We start from the raw sequence: 21212 nt of genomic DNA on the forward strand, positions 1-21212 counted from the left end.
ACGCGTAATCATCCTCAGGGGCTTACGCTCGGTACACCCCGAGCACGTTCGTCACGACCTCGTCACCGCCGGGCATCTCCCGCCCGCGCCGCTCGGCCGCCTCCGCCAGTGTCCGCGCGGTTCCCGGCTCTTCCAGCAGCTCTCGTACGGCGTCACGGAACTTCCCCGCGTCCCCGTAGGGCACCAGGATCCCGGCGTCCCCGAGAATCTCCGGAATCCCGCCGACCTCGGAGGCCACGGCGGGCGTGCCGGTCATCAGCGCCTCCCTGAGCGTGAGCGGCTGCCCCTCCCACCGGCTCGGCATCAGCAGCGCGACGGCGGCGCCGAGCAGGTCGGGCACGTCGTCCCGGTTGCCCAGCAGCACGACGGGCAGCCCCTCGGCGTCGATCCTGCGCTGCAGCTCGCCCCGCAACGGCCCGCCCCCGGCCACCACGAACAGCGGCTGGCGTCCCGCCTGCCACGGCCCGGCCGCAATGTCGAGCAGGGTCTCCAGGCCCTTCTGCTGGGCGAGCCTGGCGACGGTGAGCACGATGGGCCGCTCGCCCGCCTTCAGCTCGTCCCTGATCTCCTGGGGCGTGCGCTTCGCCGGTCTCGGCACGGGGGCCGCGATCAGGGCCGCCCGCACGTCCCTGGCGCCGAGCCGCCGCATCCGCTCGCCCAGGTCCGGCGAGACGGTCAGCACGTGCCCGGCCCGCCGCGCCACGATCCGCTCCAGCACCCCGTACACGACCCCGACGAACCCGCCCGCGGTGAGCGCGTTGTGCAGCGTCACCACCGGCCCGCGCCGCCCGAGCGCGGCCAGCGCCCCCGCGCGCAGCCCGTGGGCGTGCACGACGTCGGCGCCCCGGGTCAGCCGCCGGATCGCCAGCACCGCCCGTACGTCGTTCACGGGGTCGGGCCGGTCGGAGACGGGCACCTCCGCGAACCTGGCCCCCGCCTCCCCGAACGGGAACTGCTCGCCGATGCTCCGCGGCCCGATCACCAAAACCTGGTGGCCCAGCTTCACGAGGCCCTCCACGAGCATCAGCACATGCCGCCCGGTGCCGCCGGACGTGGTGCCCAGCACGAAAGCCACCCGCACGCCCCGATCCCTCCTCAACCGCTCACCACGTCCATCATCAGAGCCTCAGCCCTTCATCAGAGCCTCAGCCCCTCACCAGAGCCTCAGCCCCTCACCGGAGCCTCAGCCCCTCACCGGAGCCTCAGCTTCACACCAAGGCGTCTCATCCTTCGCCACGCCGCATCCCCCGCCCGCATTCCTCACCGGAGCCTCAGCCGTTCCCGCCCCGCCGCAACGACCCGGTCACCGCCTCCGCGTCGCCCCGGTCCACCAGGGCCACGACGCCCCCGCCCACGACGAGCGCCACGACGGCCCCGAGCACGGCCGCCCCCACGTTCGCCCACACGCCGCTCACCCCGAGCAGCGCCACCGCCCCGGCCCCTGCCAGGTACCCCAGCACACCTCCGGCGACCGCCGCCGCTCCGGCCCTGACCAGCCCGGCCACCGCCGCGGCACCCCGCGCCCGCACCACGGACCGCAGCAGCAGCCCGCCGCCCACGCTCATCCCCACGCTCATCCCCAGCGCCATCCCGCCGATCTTCCACCCGTCGGGCAGCACCAGCACGAAGACGATCTGGGCGACGATCACGACCCCCCACCCGGCCACCGTCCCGGCGGCGACCGCGCGCCCCCGTCCGGCCGCGTACAGGACCCGGCTCAGATGCGCGATGAGCCCATAACCGACGAGCCCCGGCGTGAACAGCGCGATGGCCGCTGCCAGCTCCCCCGCGGGCACCTCGCTCTTGTTCGCCAGGAACACGACCGCACCGGGACCGGACGCGGCGGCCAGCACCCCCGCCGCCAGCCCCGACACCAGCACCACGGCCCGGGTCGTGCGCGCCGCCAGCGCCGCGAACTCCTCAGGATCGTCCGCCCGTGCCGACAGCCGGGGGAACGCGCTGGTGGCGATGGGCACGGCCAGCACCGCGTACGGCACCAGGTAGATCGCCCACGCGTAGTTGTAGACGGCGATGGCCCCGTTGCCGATCGCGTGGTTCGACAGCACCAGCACCACGATCATGGCCGCCTGCTGGGCGAGCAGCGCCGCGATGCCCGCCAGCGCGAGCCTGCGCACCTGCCCGGCCACCCCGTCGGGGAACCGTAAGGTGGGCCGCCAGCGCAGCCCCAGCCGCGCCACGGGCCCGATCACGGCCAGCACCAGCGACAGCACCCCCAGGCTGGTGCCCACCGACAGTGCCAGCTCGGCGGGCTGCGGCAGGGAGCCGGGGTCGCTCGTCCCGCCGCTGAGCGGCACGAACAGCAGGTACGCGACGATGACCACGATGCTGGACACCAGGGGCGCGACCGCGGGCCCGGTGAACCGCCTGTGCGACTGGAGCACGCCGTAGAGCACCACGGCGACGCCGTACAGGGGGATCTGGGGGGCGAAGACGACGAGCATGCGGGTGGCGACGGCGCTCACGTCACCGACGTCGCACCCGGCGACGGCGCCGCCGAAGAACAGCCCGGTGATCGGCCCGGCGAACACCGCCAGCAGCACGCCGGCCGGGACGAGCAGGACCAGCACCCACGTCAGCAGCGCCGACCCGATCCAGCCGGCCCGCTCGCGCGAGCCCCGGTCGGCCGCGCCGGCCAGCATGGGCACGACCATGCCCGCCAGCGCTCCTCCTGCCACCACCTCGAAGATGATGTTGGGAATCTGGTTGGCCGTCATGTAGGCCGTGGACAGGCAGTTGGTGCCCACGGTGCCGGCGAAGGCGTACTGCTTGGCGAAGCCGATGACGCGCGCCAGCACGGTGATCGCCCCGATGAGCATCGCACCGCCCGCGACGCCCCGCGCCGTCACCGCACCCACCCGGCCTCCCTCAGCCATCCACGTTACGCAGACATCCTGGCAGGCCGGACCGACAATCGCGGAACGCGGGTCACACGGCGTCGACCGGGCGGCGGCCGAGCATGTCGATCCTGTTCAGCACGCGGTTGCCGGCGATGACCTTGGTGAAGCTGACCTTCTCCGCCGCCGCCGTCAGCGCCACGACGGTGCCCAGCAGGGCGTACCGGCCGGGCCTGTTGAGCCCGGTGACGGCGGCCAGGCCGAGCAGGGCGCCCAGCGCGTTGGCGCCGGCGTCGCCGAGCATCGCGCGCTCGCCGAGGTCGTCGGGCAGCAGCGCGGCGGCGGCGCCCAGCGGGGCGGCCGCCAGCGCGGCGGTGGCGGGCCAGCCGCCCAGCAGCGCCGCGGCCAGCAGCGGCCCGCCGGTCAGCAGGCCGACCTTGATGGCGCGGCCGGGGCGCAGGTCGAAGAGGTTGGCGAGGTTGGCGGTGGCGGCGATGGTCGCGCCGTTGACCAGCGTGTCGGCGGGGCCGTCGGAGACGAGGGCGGCGGCGGCCAGGCCGCTGGCGCCGATCCCGAGGATCTTGACGGCGCCGCTGGTGACCTCGCCGCGGGCCAGGGCGCTGAGGTGCCCCTTGAAGCCCTTGGACGAGGCGGTGCCGTACAGGTCGTCGTAGGCCCCCACCGCGCCGCTGCCGGCGCCCGCGAGCAGCGCGGCCGCGCGGACCTTGGGCGGCAGGCCGGGCGCGAGCGCGGCGGCGGCTCCCGCTCCGGCCGCGAACGCGGGGCCTTCGAGCAGGGTGATGGGCTCGCCGCGGTGGTTCTTCCTGGTCCAGCGGCCGCTCAGGTCGGCGGGCCGGTCGCGGGTGAAGGCCGCGTAGGCGGCGCGGGCGGCCACGGCGCCGATCGCGGCTCCGGCGATGGCGTACAGCAGGCCACGGGCCCGGCTGGCAGGCATGTCAGCTCCCTGACGTGGTGGTGGGTGACGGAGTCGCGGACGTCACCGCGGGGATGGGGGCCGAGGCTCCCTTGCCCACGCCGTATTGGCCGGCACGCCCGGACAGCTGCTCCCGCAGAGAGTAGACGATCGCGACGCGCCCCACGGGCATGTCGGCGGTATCGACCGTGGACACGCGCTTGGAGACCTCGCCCTCGTCGCGCACGGCGCTGATCGCGTCGCCGGCCGAGGCCGCGGCGTCGGCCGTCCCTGCCAGCACCGCGCCCTGGCTGCCGACGTCGAGCCCGTCGGCGACGGAGACGATGGCGCCCGCCTGCGTCTCGGCGTTCTCGCCCTCGTACGCCTTCTCCGGCGCGAACATCACCACGAGCGTGGCCCGCTTGACCGGGTCGCCCTCGGTGGAGAGCAGCCCGCCCGCCTCGAACGTGCTGACGACGTCGGCGGTGGCCGGGTTGGGCGTGCCGCCCTGGGCCTGGTCGGTGGTGACCAGGGTGGCGGCGAGCAGCGCGGCGGCCCTGTCCCAGCTCGTGGCGGTGGCGGGGAAGACCATGTTGACCGGTTTGAGCTGGTTGACCAGGCCGTCGAGCACGCCCTTGTTCTTGGGGTCGAAGAACTTCTCGCTCAGCGCGACGCGTCCGGAGATCTCGGCGCCCGCCTGGTCGAGCACCTGCTCGGAGGCCTCGCGTACGGCGTTGCTCGAGCCGGGCGACTCGACCAGCAGCACCCGCTGCCCGGTCAGGTCACCGGCCACCAGGTCGCCGGTGGCGGAGATGATGAACTGGTCGTTGCCCGCCTCGCGCCCGCGCAGCGTGTCGATCTGCGCGCGCAGTTCGTCGTTGGACGCGGTGAGCCCCGCGGTCACCTCCTCGATGGACTTGACCGCCGGCCCCTGCAGCAGCGTGGTGCCCAGGACGATCCCCACCGCGAGGGCCAGGAAGATCGCGACGATGGAGACGAGGTGGTAGCGAAAATCGATCACGAGAAGAGTCCGACCAGCCAGAAGATGAATGCGTTCCAGAGGTCTTGCAGGCCGTTCAGCCAGGTGCGGCCGAGAGGCGACAGGCCCAGCGCGACCCCCATGGTGATCAGCGCTGTGATCACGAGCAGGAGCAGTTGGGAGGTGGTGATGCGGCTGCGGTAGAGCCTGCTGACGCCCTTGGCGTCGATGAGCTTGCTGCCGATGATCAGCCGGGTGAGGAAGGTGCTGGCCATGCCGGAGCGGCCCTTGTCGAGGAACTCCTCCAGCGTGCCGTGCGTGCCGACCGCGACGATGAGCTCGGCGCCCTTGTCGTCGGCCAGCAGCATCGCGATGTCCTCGCTGGTGCCGGTGGCGGGGAAGATGACCGCTTCGCGGCCGAGCTGGTGCACGCGCTCCAGGCCGGGCGCCCTGCCGTCGCGGTAGGCGTGCACGACGAGCTCGGCGCCGCAGGTGAGGGCCTTGGTGGAGACGGAGTCGAAGTCGCCGACGATCACGTCGGGCAGGTAGCCGGCCTCCAGCAGCGCGTCGGCGCCGCCGTCCACGCCGACGAGGACCGGACGGTACTCGCGGATGTACGGGCGCAGCGTGGCGATGTCTTCCTTGTAGTGATATCCGCGCACCACGATGAGGACATGTCTGCCCTCCATGGGGGTGCGGATCTCAGGCACGCCGACTCCGTCGATGAGAAGCTTGCCCTCACCGCGAACGTACTCCATCGTGTTGACGGCGAAAGCCTCGATCTGCACGGCGAGACCGGCGCGCGCCTCGGCCATGGCCGCCTCGACGGTCTCCATGGTCTGCGGCTCGCCCTTGCCGACCACGTCGTCGTCGAGGTAGACGACCCCTTCGCAAACGCGGACGACGTCGCCGTCCTTGATGCGCTCGAACAGCTCCTGGTTGGCGTTGTCGACGAACGGCACGCCGCTGTCCAGCAAAATCTGTGGCCCCAGGTTGGGGTAACGGCCGCTGATGCCGCTGGCGACGTTGACCACGGCCGCGGCGCCGCACGCGACGAGCGCCTCCGCGCTGACCCGGTCAACGTCGACGTGGTCGATAATCGCAATTTCACCGGGCTGGAGGCGCTTGGTGAGCCTCTTGGTCCGCCGGTCGATTCTCGCCACTGCCGTTACACCGGGAAGGCCCTCGACCTTCCTGCCGCGGAGGCCCGGCAATCTGCTTCCCGGAACCTTCATCAAGACCATCCTGCCAGAGCGAAACAGCGCGGAGGCCACGCATGACGCGGCGTGTCCGCTATGTCACCCAGGATCACCTGTCTGCTGCCGCCAGCCCCAGGAGCTCTTCCGCGTGCGCCCGGCCCAGTTCGGAGTCCTCCAGACCTGCCAGCATGCGGGACAGCTCGCGTACGCGGCCCTCGTGGTTGAGCGTCACGACACCGCTGCGCACGACGCTGCCGTCGCTCGCCTTCTCGACCACCAGATGCTGGTCGGCGAACGCCGCCACCTGCGGCAGGTGTGTGACCACAATCACCTGCGCGGTGCGGGCCAGCCTGGCCAGCCTGCGCCCGATCTCGACCGCCGCCTTGCCGCCGACGCCCGCGTCCACCTCGTCGAAGACGAACGTCGGGACGGGGTCGGCGCCGGCGAAGACCACCTCGATCGCCAGCATCACGCGGCTCAGCTCGCCGCCCGAGGCCCCCTTGTTGAGCGGCAGCGGCGGCGCGGCGGGGTGCGCCGCCATCCGCAGCTCCACCTCGTCGCGCCCCTCGGGGCCGAACTCCTCGGCCTGGGTGAGCTGCACCACGACCCTGGCGTGCGGCATGGCCAGCGCGGTCAGCTCCTCGGTGACGGCCTCGCCGAACCGCTCGGCGGCGGCCTGGCGCACGTTGGTCAGCTCGGTGGCCAGCTCGGTGAGGCGGGCGGTCAGCTCGTCAAACTCGCGGGTCAGCTCGTCGATGCGCTCGTCGTCGCCCTCCAGCTCGGACAGCCGGGCGGCGGCCTGCTGCGCCCAGGCCAGCACTCCCGCGCTGTCCTCGGCGTACTTGCGGATCAGGCTGGACAGCACCGAGCGGCGCTCCTGCACGGACGCCAGCCGCGCCGGGTCGGCCTCGATCGACTCGGCGTAGGCGGCCAGGTCGGTGGCCACGTCGGAGATGAGGTATCCGGCCTCGGCGAGGCGGTCGGCCACGCCGGCGAGCTGGGTGTCGAAGTCGCGCACCGCCTCGACGGCGGCCCGCGCCTCCCCCAGCAGCGAGATCACGTCGTGCGGGCTGCCCGCGGCCTCCATCGGGTCGCCGAGCAGCGCCGTGTGCGCGGTCGTGGCGGCGCTGCGCAGGGCGTCGGCGTGCGAGAGCCGCTCCTCCTCGCCGCGCAGCTCGTCGTCCTCGCCCGCCTTGGGGTTGACCTTCTCGACCTCCTCCAGGCCGAAGCGCAGCATGTCGGCCTCCTGGGCCCGCTCCCTGGCCCTGGTGGTCAGCTCTTCGAGCTGCGCGGCGACCTGCTTGTGCCGCTTGTACGCCTGCGAGTACGCGCGCAGCGGCTTGACCAGGTCGTTGCCGGCGTAACGGTCGAGCGCGGCCCGCTGCCTGGCGGGCTGCAGCAGCCGCTGCTGGTCCATCTGCCCGTGCACGGCCACCAGGTCGTCGGCCAGGTAGGTCAGCGTGCCCACGGGCACCGTGCGCCCGCCGAGCCACGCCCTGGACCTGCCCTCGGCCGAGACCGTACGCGAGATGATCAGCTCGCCGTCCTCGGCCGCGCCGCCGATGTCCTCGACCTGCTGGGCCACGCGCCCGCCCGGCTCGATGACCAGCGTGCCCTCCACGCTCGCCCTGTCGGCCCCCGGCCGCACGCGCGAGGGGTCGGCCCGGCCGCCGAACAGCAGCCCGAGCCCGGTCACGACCATCGTCTTGCCCGCACCCGTCTCGCCGGTGACCACGTTGAAGCCAGGCGAAAGCTCGAGCACGGCCTCGTCGATGACGCCGAGCCCCTGGATGCGGACCTCCTCGACCCTCGGTCGCACTGCCCACTCCCGTTCACTGCCGTGTCTGACGCCGCTGCCTTCGACGGACCGCTCGCGGGCGGCCCGTCACTGCCCACGTGATCCTACGCGCTCTTACCTCCATTCACTCAGGGTCGCGCCCTTCCGCGCCACCCCTGGACAGGAAGCTCGAACTTGGCCACCAACCGGTCGGTGAACGGCGCGCCGGTGCTCTCCACACCGTGCAGCCGCGCCAGGCGCACCGGCTCGGCGCCCCGGCGGACCTCGACCCGGGTTCCGGACGGGAGTTCGAATCTGCGCCTTCCATCACACCACAGAACCCCGCCGGGCGTGTCCGGCAGGATCTCCACGGCCAGCGTGGAGCGGGGCGAGACGACCAGCGGCTTGGCGAACAGCGCGTGCGCGCTGATGGGCACCATGAGCAGCGCCTCCACCTCGGGCCAGACGACGGGCCCGCCGGCGGAGAACGCGTACGCGGTGGAACCGGTGGGAGTGGCGCAGATCACCCCGTCGCACCCCCACCTGGACAGCGGCCGGCCGTCGATCTCGGCGACGACCTCCAGCATGCGCTCCTGCTTCTCGACGGTGGCCTCGTTCAGCGCCCAGGTGTCGGCCAGGACCCGGCCGTTCTGCCGGGCGAGAACATCGACCGTCATCCGCTCCTCGACGTCGTAGCGGCCGGCCACGACGCTGTCGACCGCCGCCGCCAGGTCGGCCACCTCGGCCTCGGCCAGGAACCCGACGTGCCCCAGGTTGACGCCCAGCAGCGGGGTGCCGGCGGGCCTGGCCAGCTCGGCGGCGCGCAGCAGCGACCCGTCGCCGCCGAGCACGATCATGACCTCGGCGTCCTTGGCGGCGCCGGGATCGGCGGGCACCGCCTCGGCCCCGCCGCAGCCGATCTCCTCGCACTCGGTGTCGAGCACCCTGACGGTGATCCCGGCGTCGACCAGCCGGTTGATCACCAGCCGGGCGCTCTCGACGGCGGCGCCGCGCCCGGTGTGCACGGCGACCAGCACGGTGCGATTCCCTGCGGCCCGATTGACTGCGGCCCGATTCATTGCGGCCCTTCCGCGACGGCACGCTGGATGTCGGCGTCGAGGTCGGCGACCTGCGGCGCGCCCTCCCCCTTGCCCATCCAGAGCAGATACTCCACATTTCCCGACGGCCCGGGCAGCGGGCTGGCGGTCACGCCGCGCACGCTCAGCCCCAGCTCCAGCGCCTTGGCCGCGGCGTCACGCACCGAGCGGGCGCGCAGCTCAGGATCCCGTACGACGCCGCCCGCCCCGACGAGGTCCTTGCCCACCTCGAACTGCGGCTTCACCAGCATCACGAAGTCGGCCTCCGGCGCGGCCACCCCGGCCAGCGCGGGCAGCACCAGCCGCAGCGAGATGAACGACAGGTCGCCCACGATCAGCGTCGGCGGCTCGCCGACCATCTCGGGGGTCAGGTCGCGCACGTTGACGCGCTCCATCACGGTCACGCGCTCGTCGTTGCGCAGCGGCCAGGCGAGCTGCCCGTAACCGACGTCCACGGCCAGCACGTGCGCCGCGCCGCGGCGCAGCAGCACGTCGGTGAACCCGCCCGTGGACGCGCCCGCGTCGAGGCAGCGGCGGCCCGCCACCTCCAGGATCTCGAACGTGTCGAGCGCGCCGAGCAGCTTGTGCGCTCCCCGCGAAACGTAGTCGGGCCCGTCTTCCGAGGCGGCCACGACGATGGCGGAGGCGGTGTCGACCTGGGTGGCCGGCTTGCGGGCCCGCTGGCCGCCGACGCTGACCCGGCCGTCCTCGATGAGCTGCGCGGCCTGCTCGCGCGAACGGGCCATGCCGCGGCGGACGAGCTCGCTGTCGAGACGGATCCTGCGACTCACCGGACGGACTCTCCCGGCGTCGGCTCCTCCACCGCGGACAGCGTGCTCTCCAGCGCGGAGAACGCCTCGTCGAAGACCGCGACGTGCTCGCTCACGGGCAGCTCGCCCAGCCGCCCGAGGCCGGCCACGATGGCGTCGACCCGCTCGTCACCGGTCTCCTCCGGCACCACACTCATGACTCGACCGTAACGCCTCCCGCGAGCGACCGGGACCTTGGCAGGCGTGTCACGCGTTGAAGCACATACGGGGGTGCTACTGATGTGGAACGCTACCGTCCGCAAAGGGAAGAAAGGATGCTCATCATGGCAAGCGTCGAGGAGTGCCGGGCGGCACTGGGCAAGCTCGTCGCGCAGTTCGACGAGATCGACGAGGCGGACCGTGCCAAACACGTGGTCGAGCGCACGGTCAGCTGCCGGGTGTCCGACCTCGACGTGATCTTCTACGGCCGGCTGCACCACGGGGGGCTGGACCCGTTCACGGAGCAGCCGCCGGCGGACGGCAAGGCCGCCGACGTCAAGCTCACGATCGTGAGCGACGATCTGGTCGCGCTGGTCGACGGGGAGCTCGATCTGGCTCGGGCGCTGCTCGGGGGGCGGGTGAAGATCGACGCGAGCTTCGGCGACCTGCTGCGCCTGCGCCGGCTGATCTGAACGTCCGGCCGGGCGTCCCAGTGCCTCGGCCGGACTCCTGACGCGTCCGTTCTACTTAATGATCTCATTAATTATTAGGCGACGCATGAAGCACTATGGGCCCGATCATCGACGCCCCCCACCTCATCCTGGGGCGGCCGGAGGCGGCCCCGCGCCTCGTCCGCCCAGCAGCCCTGTCGCGCCTCGTCACCCCCGCAAGCCCTCTGCGCTTATCCGACCCCAGCTTCATGCGGCCCATCCAACCCGCAGCCCTCAGCGGCTCACGCCCCTGCCACCCCACCAACCGCGCGACTCGGGCCTCGTCCCAGCCCACTACCCCACCCGATCGAGGACCGGCTTGACCGCGTCCTCCTCAACCCTCCCCTCGCCCGCCACCGCCCAGGCCGCATCACAAGCAGCCCTCAACCCATCAATCCGGCTGCCCTCCCCCTCAAGACGCAGCACCCCGTCCCGCCACTCGGCCCGCCAGCCCCCACAAGCCCCATCCCGCACCTCGGGATAAGGCACAAGCAAGGCACCCAAATCCTCCCCGACATACGTGGGCCGATGCCGAGGCTCAGCAGTCAGCACATCGACCGCCGTCGCCACCCCGGTCAACACCAGCAAACTCTCGACCCCCGCATTCGAGGCCCCCTCGATATCGGTATCGAGCCGATCCCCGACAACGAGCGGCCGCCGCGCCCCCGTACGAATCATCGACTCCCGATGCAGCGGCGGATCCGGCTTACCCGCATAAATCGGCTCAACCCCGGTGGCATGCGCGATCACCCGCACCATCGCCCCGTTCCCCGGCAATTCCCCTCGCCCGGTCGGCATGGTGCTGTCAGCGTTGGACGCCACGAACAACGCCCCCTGCCGCACCGCCAGCGCCCCTTCCGACAGCAGCCCGTACGACAACCCGGGCGCGATCCCCTGCACCACCGCGACAGGCGACTCGGCAGCCGTCGAAACAGGCCGCAGCCCCCGATCCCGCACCGCCAGCCGCAGCCCGGACCCACCGACCACCAGCACCTTCGCCCCGGCCGGCACCCGCTCAGCGATCAACCGCGCGGCAGCCTGCGCCGAGGTCACCACGTCCTCGGCCGAGGCGGGCACACCCAGCTCCCGCAGATGCGCCGAGATCGCCGCCGGCGTGCGTGAGGCGTTGTTGGTGACGTACGCCAGCCGCGCGCCGCGCCGCTGCGCCTCCTCCAGCGCCTCCGGAGCCCCTGGCACCGCGTGGCTGCCCAGGTAAACCACCCCGTCGAGGTCGAGCAGCAGGGTGTCATAGCCGTCGATCAGCACAACGCCTCTTCCCGTTTGACTCTCACGTTGCGTGAGACTTTAGCGTCGCCCTCGTACCCACCCAGAGAAAGGACGACCATGTCGGCCAGCCTCAACCTCACCGCCGAGGACCGCGCCGAACTCTTCGGCGACTTCGACCCGGACGCACACGCCACCGAGGCAGAGCAACGCTGGGACGGCACGGACGCCTGGTCGGACGCCAAGCGCCGCTCGTCCTCCTACACCAAGGAGGACTGGAAGCGCTCCAAGGCGGAGGCAGGCGACCTCGGCACCCGCCTCGCGAACGCCCTCCGCTCAGGCTCCCCAGCGGACGGCGACGTGGCCATGGACCTGGCGGAAGAACACCGTGCCCACATCTCCCGCTGGTTCTACGAGTGCACCTACGAGATCCACCGCGGCCTCGGAGACCTGTACGTCTCAGATCCCCGCTTCACCACCTCCCTCGACGCCACCGCCCCGGGCCTGGCGGCCTACCTCCGCTCCGCCATCACCGCCAACGCCCAGCGCCACCAACTCTGACCCACCACCCCTGAACCCACGCCCCCCAGAACGCCCGAGGGCTCGTGCGGTCCGGGACATGGTGTGGTGCTACATGCGATCCGGGATGAGACGCGGGAGCGGGGCTGCGCGTGGTCCGGGACGAGCGGTGTGGTGCTGCGTGCGCCTCGGGAACGGGACGCAGTGCGGGTACTGCGTGCCATCCGGAACGGAACACGTCGTGCGGTACTGCGTGCCATCCGGAACGGAACACGTCGTGCGGTACTGCGTGCCATCCGGAACGGAACACGTCGTGCGGTACTGCGTGCCATCGGAACGGAACACGTGGCGCGGTGCTTCGTGCGGTCAGAACCAAACGTGGTGCAGTGCTGCGTGCAGTCGGGGCGAGACGCGGTGCGGTTCCGGAGCGAGACGCGATGTGGCGCTACGTGCATTCCATGGCCTGAGGCGCGACTGTTACGCCGTACAGGCACCTGGACAGGCCCATCCAAGCCCAGCCGCCCCCGACCTCACGCCCCACCCGCACCCACCCCACGCCCACACCCACGCCTACATCTCCCGACGGGCCCGCAAAGTCGCCCGCACACTCTTCAGAGCCGACACGTAATTCCGCTCATCAGGCCGCATCGCAACAGCAATGGCCAGCGGCTCCTGAGCCCCTTCCACATCACCGGTCCGCCACAACGCCAACCCCAACCCGAAGTAGGCATAATCCTCGGCCGGATTGGCATCCACGATCTGCCGAAAGCTGGCCGCCGCCTCCGCGTACTGCCGCGAATTGAATTGCGCCCGCGCCAGCGCCTCCAGAATGCTCCGCGACTCGGGCTCAGCCGCGGCGGCCCGCTCCAGCAACGCCGCAGCCGCAGCGGGGCTGCCCTCCTGCAGCAGTTTCACCCCACGCTGGTACCAGTCGTAAACACCGCCCCACGGAGCACCCGCGCTCTCATCTCGAACATTCCCATCCTGACCCATGCGTGAGAACTCCTTCATCGCTGACGGCGACCCGGCTCCGACCTGCCGCGAACGGACACGACTGCAACCATGGGGCGACTTCTGGAAGGGGCAAGCATTTATGGGAGCATGCCCGGTATGGGGACTCCTGAACTGCCGGTACCTGCTGGACTGGTGCTACGGCCCTTCCGAGGCGTGCGTTTCGCTGTCGAAGATCCCGCCAAGGTGACCTCCCCGCCGTACGACCTGATCTCCGACGCCGACGTAGAGGTCCTGCTGGACTCTCACCCGAACAACGTCGTCCGCCTCATCCTTCCCTGCTCGTCCCGAAGCAACTCCTCCCCCAGCACCACCGAAACCCGGCCTGAATCCCAAGTCACCACTGACCCGGCGGACACCAGAGACACCGACGCCACGACGCCTCTAACCACCACCGAGAAAGCGCACCCCGCGTCCAAGGCCGGCGCAGCACCTGTGACACACCCCGTGTCATCAGCCACCGCCCCCGGGCCACGAGCGGACTCCGCCCCCGACCAGCCCGCTCCTCCCCCATCCCAACCACGCTCTCTCGTAAGCCTCAGTTGGGCGGGCCCCGCCAGCCCACCCACGTCCTCCCTGAACAGCCCAACTACTCCGGGCCCTCAACCGGCACCACCCCAGTTCCGTCCCGACCCGACCTCCCCCACCGGAGAGACACCTCTCCAGCCCCGGTACGCCGTGGCCAGGGACACCCTCAAGGAGTGGCTGGACTCGGGCGTGCTGGCTCCGGACGACGTACCCGCGCTCTACGTCTACGAGCAGACCGGCCCGGACGTCCTGCAACGCGGCCTGATCGGCGACGTCGGCCTGGCCGACCCCGGACAGCGCATCATCCTCCCCCACGAGGACGTCTTCCCCGGCCCCATCGCCGACCGCCTCGCCCTGATGAGCACCACCCAGGCCAACCTCGAACCCATCTTCCTCCTCTACGACGGCGACGACGGCACAGCCACCCGCCTGGTGGACGAGGTGGCCTCGACCCGCCACCCCCTCGTCGCCGCACGAACCGAGGACGGCCTCACACACCGCCTCTGGGCGATCACCGCCCCGGAGGAGATCGCCGCCATCAACGCCGACCTCCAGGCTCGCCAAGCCCTGATCGCCGACGGCCACCACCGCTACGCCACCTACCGCGTCCTCCAACGCCAGGAACGTGCCACCCACCACGACCTGCACGAGTACGACGCGTCAGCGTTGGGCCCGTGGGACTTCGGGCTTGCGCTGCTCGTCGACTCCCGCGCGTACCCGCCCGACCTCAAGGCCATCCACCGCGTCGTCCAGGGTCTTCCCCTGAACGAAGCGGTGTCCAGGGCCAAGACCTCGTGGCAGGTGCACGACTACAAGGACCTGTCGGCCGGTCTGGCCGCGCTCGAGAGGGCCTCGGAGCCCGCTTTCCTGCTGGCCGGCGAGGACGGCTCGCACCTGCTCACCGACCCGGACCCGGTGCAGCTCGCCCGCGCCATGCCGCCGGACCGTTCCGACCGCTGGAACTCCCTGAACACCTCCGTACTCTCCGAGTTCGTCCTGCCTGTGGTGTGGGGCATGCGTGACAACGACCAGACCGTACGCATCGTCCATCACGACACGGACGCCGCTGTACGGCTAGCCATCCAGACCGGCGGCACCGCTGTCCTTCTCAAGCCGCTCGCGATCGACGACGTGCTGGCGGTTGCCGCCGGCGGCGAGCGAGTGCCCCGCAAATCCACCTCCTTCGGCCCCAAGCCACGGACCGGCCTCGTTCTTCGTACATTCGCCACAGGTTGAGGCAGCCCTTCCAGCGCGGCCTTCCAGCGCGGCCTTCCAGACCAGCCCAGGCCAGGCCAGGCCAGGCCAGGCCAGGCCACGAGCACACCCCAGCCAGCCCAGGAGCCCAAGGCTCGCCCAGCCTTCCACTACAACCCAGCCCGTGGGCACAGGGCCAGCCCAGCCTTCTAACGCAGGCCAGTACAGACCAGCCGAACTTTCCGACACGGGCAGCCCAGCCCTTCAGCCCAGGCCAGCCCGGTCCTCCTGCGCAGGCCGCAACCCTTCACCCAGTCCGCAAAAAGCCCTCGTATCCCGCCGCTCAGGCTGCTGGGCCTCGTTCTGGCACCGGCCCCGCCCCTCCGGTGTCACCAATCCCCGACCGGTACCCTCCGGACCGATCGCGCTCATCGCGGCGACCAGCCAGATCAGCCAGATCAGCCGGTCGGTGCCAGGTACGGCACCTGCCGCGGTATCAGGTCGGCGAGGCGCTGAGCGGGAACGGCCACGGCGTCGGGCGCCGGGATGGTGACGGGCTCGGATGCCGCACCGGCCGCCGGGGTGGTGATGGGGTCGGCCGGCTCGGCTTGTTCGTACGGTTTGGCGGAGCTGACCTCGACCTCGTAGCGCCACCTCTTGCCGGTCGATGGGCCGTAGACCCGGCAACGGAACGAGCCGATCACCTCAAGCAGGTCGTGGGGCTTCATGGCGCGGACGAGGGCGGCCGTGTCCGCGTCGAACGTGATGCACGGGATGCTGTCGCTCAGCGCCGCCCCGCGTCTGTGGCGGCGACGGCGGACGATGATGCGCCACTTCGTCAGGGTGTCGCCGCTCGGCAGGGGATGCTCCTCGGCCGGGGCTGACAGCCTTCCCACCAGCAAGACTTCGTTTCGATCCACGGTCGTCCTCCGATTGGTGCTGTGGTCGAGATCACTCTCTACGATGTGGGGGTGGCCGGATCGGCTGAACGCCGTTCTGGGGATAACGGCGGGAGGCTTGGAAGTGCCTGTGGACAACATCACCGCGCTCGGCGGCGACGTCTATGAGATCGACACCAAAATGGCCGGGTTCTCGGGGATCACGGCTGGTTATCTGATCCTGAGTGACCGGCCCTGCCTCGTGGAGACCGGTACCTCGACCTCGGCCCCCGTCGTACGGGAGGCGATCGCCTCGCTCGGTGTCGGCCCCGACGACCTGGCCACGGTCGTGGTGACCCACATTCACCTGGATCATGCAGGGGGTGTCGGCGACATCGCCAGGTTCTTCCCGTCCGCGCAGGTCGTCGTACACGAGAAGGGCGCCCGCCACCTCGCCGAGCCGTCACGGCTGATGGCCAGCGCGCGCATGGTGTGGGGTGATCGGCTCGACACGCTCTTCGGCGAGCTGACCCCAACCGAGGCCGAACGCATCGTCGCGCTCGGCGACACCGGCGCCATCGACCTCGGCAACGGGCGCACGCTGAACAGCCACTACTCGCCTGGCCACGCGAAGCACCACGTGGGGCTGGTCGATTCCGCCACCGGTGATCTGTATGTCGGTGATGCGGCCGGTGTCTATCTGCCTGAGACCGGTGATCTTCGTCCCGCCACTCCGCCGCCGGACTTTGACCTGAAGACCGCTCTGGACTCGATTGCGTTGTTCGGGGCGCTTGGGCCACAGAGGTTGCTGTTCAGCCACTATGGGCCGGTTCAGGCCGTTCAGGAGACGCTTGAGCGGTCGGCGGAGGAGCTTCGGGTTTGGGTTGATCTCACTCGGCAGGCTCATTCGGAGGGCATGGATCTGGATCATGCTGTTGCCATGGTGAGGGAGCGCGTCGATGAGCGCTACGGGGCGACGCCGGATGAGGCCAGGGCTGAGCAGGTTGAGTTGTTGAGCGGTGTGGGGTCGAACGTCGCGGGGATCCTGCACTGGCTGGATCGCCTCTCTCCATGACGGTGTGGCGGACGCGGGACGGTGTGGCCCGCGGGTGGCGCCGTGACGGGCGGGTGGCGGGCGCGTGAAGGGTGACGCGCGGGTGGCGGCGTGACCGGCAGGTGGCGGGCCGCGTGAAGGCGTGACGGCAGGTGGCGGCATGACGGGCGCGTGGCGGTGTGACGGGCGCGTGGCACCGGGACGGGCGCGTGGCGGTGTGACGGGCGCGTGGCACCGGGACGGGCGCGTGGTGGAGGGGCGCGTGAGTGGAGTGGCCGCCACGTCGGAGTGGCTCGTGACCGGTCTGGCTGGCGTGACGGCGTGACGGCGTGACGTCCAGCGCCGAGAAACGGCGAACCCGCCGCACGAGCCTTCCCAACAGGGAAGACCCATGCGGCGGGCGCAGTGAATGGAGCGGTTCTACTCGCTCTTGGGCTTGTCCTCAGACGCCTCAGCATCATCGTTCAGGACGTCACCGAAGTTCGGCTCGATGAACGCCGGCGTGATCCCAGGCACCCCAGCCGTCTGTTCCTTCACCTCGTCAGCCTCGTCGGCCTGCGCGCCCTCGACAGCCTCATCGACGTCGGCGGTCTCCGCAGTCGGCGAGGCCTCAGCATCGTCGACAGCTTCCGGAGCCGGAACCGCCTCAGTAGCCTGGGCGGCCTCGGCGGACTCTAGAGCGGATTCCGCCTCCTCCGCAGCTTCCTCCGAAGAGGCAACGACGTCAGCGTCGTCATCCCCCGCAGCGGAGTCAGCCTCCGAAGCCTCGGCAGCGCCGGGCCCCTCGGCCTCTTCATCGGACTCATCCGAGGCGACCTCGGACTCCAGGAGGTCACCGGCCTCGGCGAGAGCGGCGGCGTCGTCCGCCTCGTCCTCCACCACGGCCACGTCCCCGGCGTCGTCCTCGTCGTCGAAGTCCTCCTCGACGTCCTCGATGACGGCACCAGTCAGCTCCGCGTACCGCTCGGCCGCCTCCGTCTCGCCGTCCTCGTCGAACGCCATCGCCCGCCCGAACCAGTCCGTCGCAGCGTCCTGGTGCCCGGCGTCGGCTAGCGCGTCGGCGTACGCGAACGCGAGCCGCGCCGACCACGGCCGGGGCTGCGGGTCGCGCAGCTCGGGGAGGCGCTGCAGGGTGATCACGGCGGCGTCGTGCTGGCCCAGGTCGCGGCGGGCGCCGGACTCGACGATGGTCAGCTCGATGCGGCCGGCCCGGTCGAGGCGCTCCGCTTCTGGCGAACGTACGAGGTCGATGGCCCGCTCCGGACGGCCCATGCCGCGCTCGCAGTCGGCCATGACCGGCAGGTACGCGTCCGAGCCCGTCATCCGCCTGGCCGCCCGCAGATCGCTCAGCGCCTCGGAGAAGTGACCCGCGCGGTAGGCGACGATGCCCGCCGCCTCGCGTACGACACCGATGCGAGCCGCGAACCTGCGCGCCACCTTCGTGTGCTCGTGCGCCCGGTCCGGGTCGTCCTCCTCCAGCGCCCGCTCGGCGGCGACGAGGTGCCGGCCGACGAGGTCGGCTAGGTCGCCAGGCAGCGAGCGCAGCTCCTCGAGGACTTCCTTGTCGAGCTCGTCCACCGTGATGTCGGGCGCCACCTCGGGCAGCTTCTCGCGCTGCGGCGCCTCGGCAGCGCCGTCGCGGTCGCCGCGGCCGTACCTCGCGCGGGTCCCCTCGCCGGGACGCTCCTCGCGGCCTTCCCGGGAGAACGGGCGGTCGCCCCTGTCGCGGAAACCGCCTTCACGCCTGTCACCGTAGCCGCCACGGTCGCCGCCCTCGCGGCGCGGTCCGCGGTCGTCGCGGAACCCGCCCTCACGACGGCCGTAACCACCGCCTTCGCGCCGGTCGCCGTAGCCGCCCTCGCGGCGGGGGCCGCGGTCGGCATAGCCACCACCGTCACGACGAGGGCCACGGTCGGAAGAGTCACCGCCCTCGCGGCGGGGGCCACGGTCGGCATAGCCACCGCCCTCGCGACGAGGGCCGCGATCGGCATAGCCACCGCCCTCACGGCGGGGGCCGCGGTCGGTGTAGTTGCCGCCCTCGCGCCGCTCGCCGTAACCGCCTCTGCTGGGACGGTCGTCGCGGAACCCGCCTTCACGCCTGGGGCCGCGATCGTCGCGGAACCCGCCCTCACGGCGCGGCCCGCGATCGTCGCGGGATCCGCCCTCACGACGGGGACCCCGGTCATCGCGGAAGCCACCCTCACGCCGCGGCCCGCGATCGTCGCGGAACCCGCCCTCACGGCGCGGCCCGCGGTCATCGCGGGATCCGCCCTCACGACGGGGACCCCGATCATCACGGAAGCCACCCTCACGACGCGGACCGCGATCATCACGGAAGCCACCCTCACGACGCGGACCCCGATCATCACGGAAGCCGCCCTCACGACGCGGCCCACGGTCATCACTGGGCCCGCCTTCGCGGCGCTGCCCGTAACCGCCGCCCTCGCGGCGCGGCCGGAAGTCGTCGCGGTCGCGGTAGGTACGGCGCTCCTCGCCGCCCTCCCGACGCGGACCCCGGTCCTCGTAACCACCTTCACGACGCCCGGCGAAGCCGCCTTCGCGCCTCGGCCCACGGTCGTCGCGGAAGCCGCCCTCACGACGCGGCCCGCGATCATCACGGAAGCCACCCTCACGACGGGGACCCCGATCATCACGGAAGCCACCTTCACGACGCGGCCCGCGGTCGTCGCGGAACCCGCCCTCGCGCCGGCCACCGCCGGAGTAACCGCCTTCACGCCGGTCGCCGTAGCCACCCTCACGGCGCGGACCGCGATCGTCTCTGTCCCGATAGGTACGGCCGCCGTCACCCCGGGGCCCGCGATCGTCCCCTTCGCGCCTGGGACCGCGGTACCCGCCCTCACGGCGGGGACCGGAGTCGTCGCGGTCGCGGTACGGCCGGCGCTCCTCGCCCTCGCGGCGCCCGCCGCGGTCGTCTCGCTGATCGTCGCGCCGAGGACCGCGCTCACCGCGGTCGTAGGGGCGCGACCTGTCATCGGAACGGAACGGACGGTCGCCGCCGGAGTCTCGCCCGCGAGAGCCGTAGCCGCCGCTCCTGCCACCTCCGCCTGGGCGCCTGTCACCGTAGTCGCCGCGCCCGCGCTGTCCGCCGTCCGATCCGTTATCTCTGTTCACTTCTGGTCCATTTCGTTGGCTCACCCAGCGGACTCTCAACGACGGTCCACCGTGGCTGGTCGCCGCCCGCCCTCGGGCCTTACGCGACGAAGGCCACCCGTGGGGGTGGCCCGGTCTCTCCAGCCTAGCAAGTCACAGAACGTCCACGAGCCCGTCGCACCCCGATATTGATTGGACCGCGAACCCAGGGTCGGCGAGACTGCTCGCCATGTCACTACGCTTCCACGAAATCGCCGAGTCCCGTCACCGTATTTTGAACCCGATAACGGACGACAAGCTCAACCTGCTCGGCGAGATCTGCCACTTCGCGCCCGGCACGCGCCTCCTGGATCTGGCTTGCGGAAAAGGCGAGCTCCTTTCCCGTTGGGCGGCCGACTACGGCGTTGTGGGCGTCGGCGTCGACATCAGCAAAGTTTTCCTGGACGCCGCCGGAAAACGTGCCGAGGAGCTCGGTGTGGCCGACCGGGTCGAGTTCGTGGAAGCGGACGCGGCGGCCTACGAGGACACTCCCGAGTCGTACGACGTCGTGTCCTGCATCGGCGCGACCTGGATCGGCGGCGGCCTGGCGGGCACGTTGTCACTGATGCGCCGCTGGTTGCGCCCCGACGGCATCGTGCTGGTCGGCGAGTGCTATTGGACGTCCCCGCCGCCGCCCGAGGCGTGCGCCTCGTTGGGCGTCGCCGAAGATTCCTTCACCTCGCTGGCTGGTACGGCGGAGCGCGCCGAGGCGGCCGGCTTCGAGCTGCTTGAAATGGTGCTGGCCAACCCCGACAGCTGGGACAGGTACGCGGCGAGCCAGTGGTGGACGATCAGCGACTGGCTGCGCGAGAACCCCGATGACCCGGACGTGCCGGCGATGCGCGACTTCCTGCAGCAGGCGCGGCGGTCCCATTTGGAGTACGGCCGTGACTACATCGGCTGGGGTGTGTTCGTCCTACGGCCGCTGTGACCGTCCTCCGGCTGGTGAGACCGTCGTCCTCCGGCTGGTGCGACCACCGTCGCGCTCCGACCGGTGAGCCTGTCGGCCTGTGACCTGGGGTGAGCGACGGCCTGTAGCCGGGGTGATCATTGGCTACAGGCCGGTGTGGAAGGTCGGCCTGCGGTTGGGTGAGTGACGGACTGCGGCTGGTGTGAGCGTCGGCGCCCGGTCGTCGGAGTGACGGCCGGGCCCGTGCTCCCGGCTTGGCTCGGGCCTACAACCGGCTTGGCTCGGGCCTACAACACAGAAAGGGCCCCGACGCGTTGGCGTCGGGGCCCTTATCCATAAAGATTGTCCGGCGGTGACCTACTCTCCCACACCCTCCCGAGTGCAGTACCATCGGCGCAGAGAAGCTTAACTTCCGGGTTCGGAATGTAACCGGGTGTTTCCTTCCCGCCATAACCGCCGTAACCC

The 21212-nt window shown here is 71.3% G+C and carries 18 protein-coding genes and 1 rRNA gene; 5 read left to right on the forward strand and 14 right to left on the reverse strand.

Annotated features, from left to right (window positions below; translation table 11 throughout):
• Positions 1-22: 22 nt before the first annotated feature.
• The 9 genes from ABD331_RS17205 to ABD331_RS17245 all read right to left on the reverse strand — a co-directional run bounded on the left by ABD331_RS17205 (position 23) and on the right by ABD331_RS17245 (position 9787).
• Positions 23-1081, reverse strand: coding sequence for a glycosyltransferase family 4 protein (locus ABD331_RS17205; RefSeq protein ID WP_344475719.1), 1059 nt, complete (start codon positions 1079-1081; stop codon positions 23-25).
• A 190-nt stretch (positions 1082-1271) separates the two neighbouring features.
• The gene (murJ, locus tag ABD331_RS17210) at positions 1272-2894 is read right to left on the reverse strand and encodes a murein biosynthesis integral membrane protein MurJ (protein ID WP_344475721.1); all 1623 of its coding nucleotides are present in this window, start codon (positions 2892-2894) and stop codon (positions 1272-1274) included.
• Between the two features lie 52 nt (positions 2895-2946).
• On the reverse strand, positions 2947-3810 hold the full coding sequence (locus tag ABD331_RS17215) for a hypothetical protein (RefSeq protein ID WP_344475723.1): 864 nt from the start codon (positions 3808-3810) through the stop codon (positions 2947-2949).
• A gap of 1 nt (position 3811) precedes the next feature.
• Entirely contained in the window at positions 3812-4789 is a 978-nt protein-coding gene (locus ABD331_RS17220) for a copper transporter (RefSeq protein ID WP_344475726.1), read from the reverse strand.
• A complete protein-coding gene (steA, locus tag ABD331_RS17225; protein ID WP_344475728.1) occupies positions 4786-5982 on the reverse strand; it encodes a putative cytokinetic ring protein SteA in 1197 nt (398 codons plus the stop codon). Before steA ends, ABD331_RS17220 begins: the two co-directional genes overlap by 4 nt.
• Before the next feature lie 73 nt (positions 5983-6055).
• Positions 6056-7765 carry a DNA repair protein RecN gene (gene recN / locus ABD331_RS17230; protein ID WP_344475730.1) on the reverse strand — a complete coding sequence of 570 codons (1710 nt, stop codon included), beginning with the start codon at positions 7763-7765 and terminating at the stop codon, positions 6056-6058.
• A 107-nt stretch (positions 7766-7872) separates the two neighbouring features.
• Positions 7873-8802 (reverse strand): NAD kinase, encoded by a 930-nt coding sequence (locus ABD331_RS17235; protein WP_148433035.1) that lies wholly within the window; start codon positions 8800-8802, stop codon positions 7873-7875.
• The gene (locus ABD331_RS17240; protein ID WP_344475734.1) at positions 8799-9611 is read right to left on the reverse strand and encodes a TlyA family RNA methyltransferase; all 813 of its coding nucleotides are present in this window, start codon (positions 9609-9611) and stop codon (positions 8799-8801) included. Before ABD331_RS17240 ends, ABD331_RS17235 begins: the two co-directional genes overlap by 4 nt.
• On the reverse strand, positions 9608-9787 hold the full coding sequence (locus ABD331_RS17245; RefSeq protein ID WP_344475736.1) for a hypothetical protein: 180 nt from the start codon (positions 9785-9787) through the stop codon (positions 9608-9610). Before ABD331_RS17245 ends, ABD331_RS17240 begins: the two co-directional genes overlap by 4 nt.
• A 126-nt stretch (positions 9788-9913) precedes the next feature.
• Here ABD331_RS17245 and ABD331_RS17250 point away from each other — a divergent pair, with 126 nt between their 5' ends.
• Positions 9914-10261: an SCP2 sterol-binding domain-containing protein gene (locus ABD331_RS17250; protein ID WP_344475738.1), complete on the forward strand. Its 348-nt coding sequence runs from the start codon at positions 9914-9916 to the stop codon at positions 10259-10261.
• A gap of 312 nt (positions 10262-10573) precedes the next feature.
• Here the strand turns inward: ABD331_RS17250 and ABD331_RS17255 are convergent, their stop codons facing one another.
• Entirely contained in the window at positions 10574-11545 is a 972-nt protein-coding gene (locus ABD331_RS17255; protein WP_344475740.1) for an HAD-IIA family hydrolase, read from the reverse strand.
• A 78-nt stretch (positions 11546-11623) separates the two neighbouring features.
• Here ABD331_RS17255 and ABD331_RS17260 point away from each other — a divergent pair, with 78 nt between their 5' ends.
• Complete coding sequence (locus ABD331_RS17260) at positions 11624-12064, forward strand: TipAS antibiotic-recognition domain-containing protein (RefSeq protein ID WP_344475742.1); 441 nt, start codon at positions 11624-11626, stop codon at positions 12062-12064.
• Positions 12065-12592: 528 nt separating this feature from the next.
• Here ABD331_RS17260 and ABD331_RS17265 read toward each other — a convergent pair.
• A complete protein-coding gene (locus ABD331_RS17265) occupies positions 12593-13015 on the reverse strand; it encodes a tetratricopeptide repeat protein (RefSeq protein WP_148433043.1) in 423 nt (140 codons plus the stop codon).
• 117 nt (positions 13016-13132) lie between these two features.
• On the opposite strand from ABD331_RS17265, the gene ABD331_RS17270 reads away from it, so the two are divergent.
• Positions 13133-14797, forward strand: coding sequence for a DUF1015 family protein (locus tag ABD331_RS17270; protein ID WP_344475744.1), 1665 nt, complete (start codon positions 13133-13135; stop codon positions 14795-14797).
• 416 nt (positions 14798-15213) lie between these two features.
• Here the strand turns inward: ABD331_RS17270 and ABD331_RS17275 are convergent, their stop codons facing one another.
• The gene (locus tag ABD331_RS17275) at positions 15214-15795 is read right to left on the reverse strand and encodes a single-stranded DNA-binding protein (protein WP_344475746.1); all 582 of its coding nucleotides are present in this window, start codon (positions 15793-15795) and stop codon (positions 15214-15216) included.
• On the opposite strand from ABD331_RS17275, the gene ABD331_RS17280 reads away from it, so the two are divergent.
• A complete protein-coding gene (locus ABD331_RS17280) occupies positions 15785-16708 on the forward strand; it encodes an MBL fold metallo-hydrolase (protein WP_344475748.1) in 924 nt (307 codons plus the stop codon). The genes ABD331_RS17275 and ABD331_RS17280 overlap by 11 nt on opposite strands.
• 399 nt (positions 16709-17107) lie before the next feature.
• On the opposite strand, the gene ABD331_RS17285 is transcribed toward ABD331_RS17280, so the two are convergent.
• Entirely contained in the window at positions 17108-18283 is a 1176-nt protein-coding gene (locus ABD331_RS17285) for a hypothetical protein (protein ID WP_344475750.1), read from the reverse strand.
• A gap of 1744 nt (positions 18284-20027) precedes the next feature.
• Between ABD331_RS17285 and ABD331_RS17290 the strand changes: the two genes are divergently transcribed.
• Positions 20028-20768, forward strand: coding sequence for an SAM-dependent methyltransferase (locus ABD331_RS17290; protein ID WP_344475752.1), 741 nt, complete (start codon positions 20028-20030; stop codon positions 20766-20768).
• A gap of 323 nt (positions 20769-21091) precedes the next feature.
• Here ABD331_RS17290 and rrf read toward each other — a convergent pair.
• Positions 21092-21208 (reverse strand): 5S ribosomal RNA (rrf, locus tag ABD331_RS17295).
• Between the last annotated feature and the right edge of the window lie 4 nt (positions 21209-21212).

It is taken from the genome of Nonomuraea monospora (assembly GCF_039531895.1).
In the GTDB taxonomy this organism is placed as follows: Bacteria; Actinomycetota; Actinomycetes; order Streptosporangiales; family Streptosporangiaceae; genus Nonomuraea; species Nonomuraea monospora.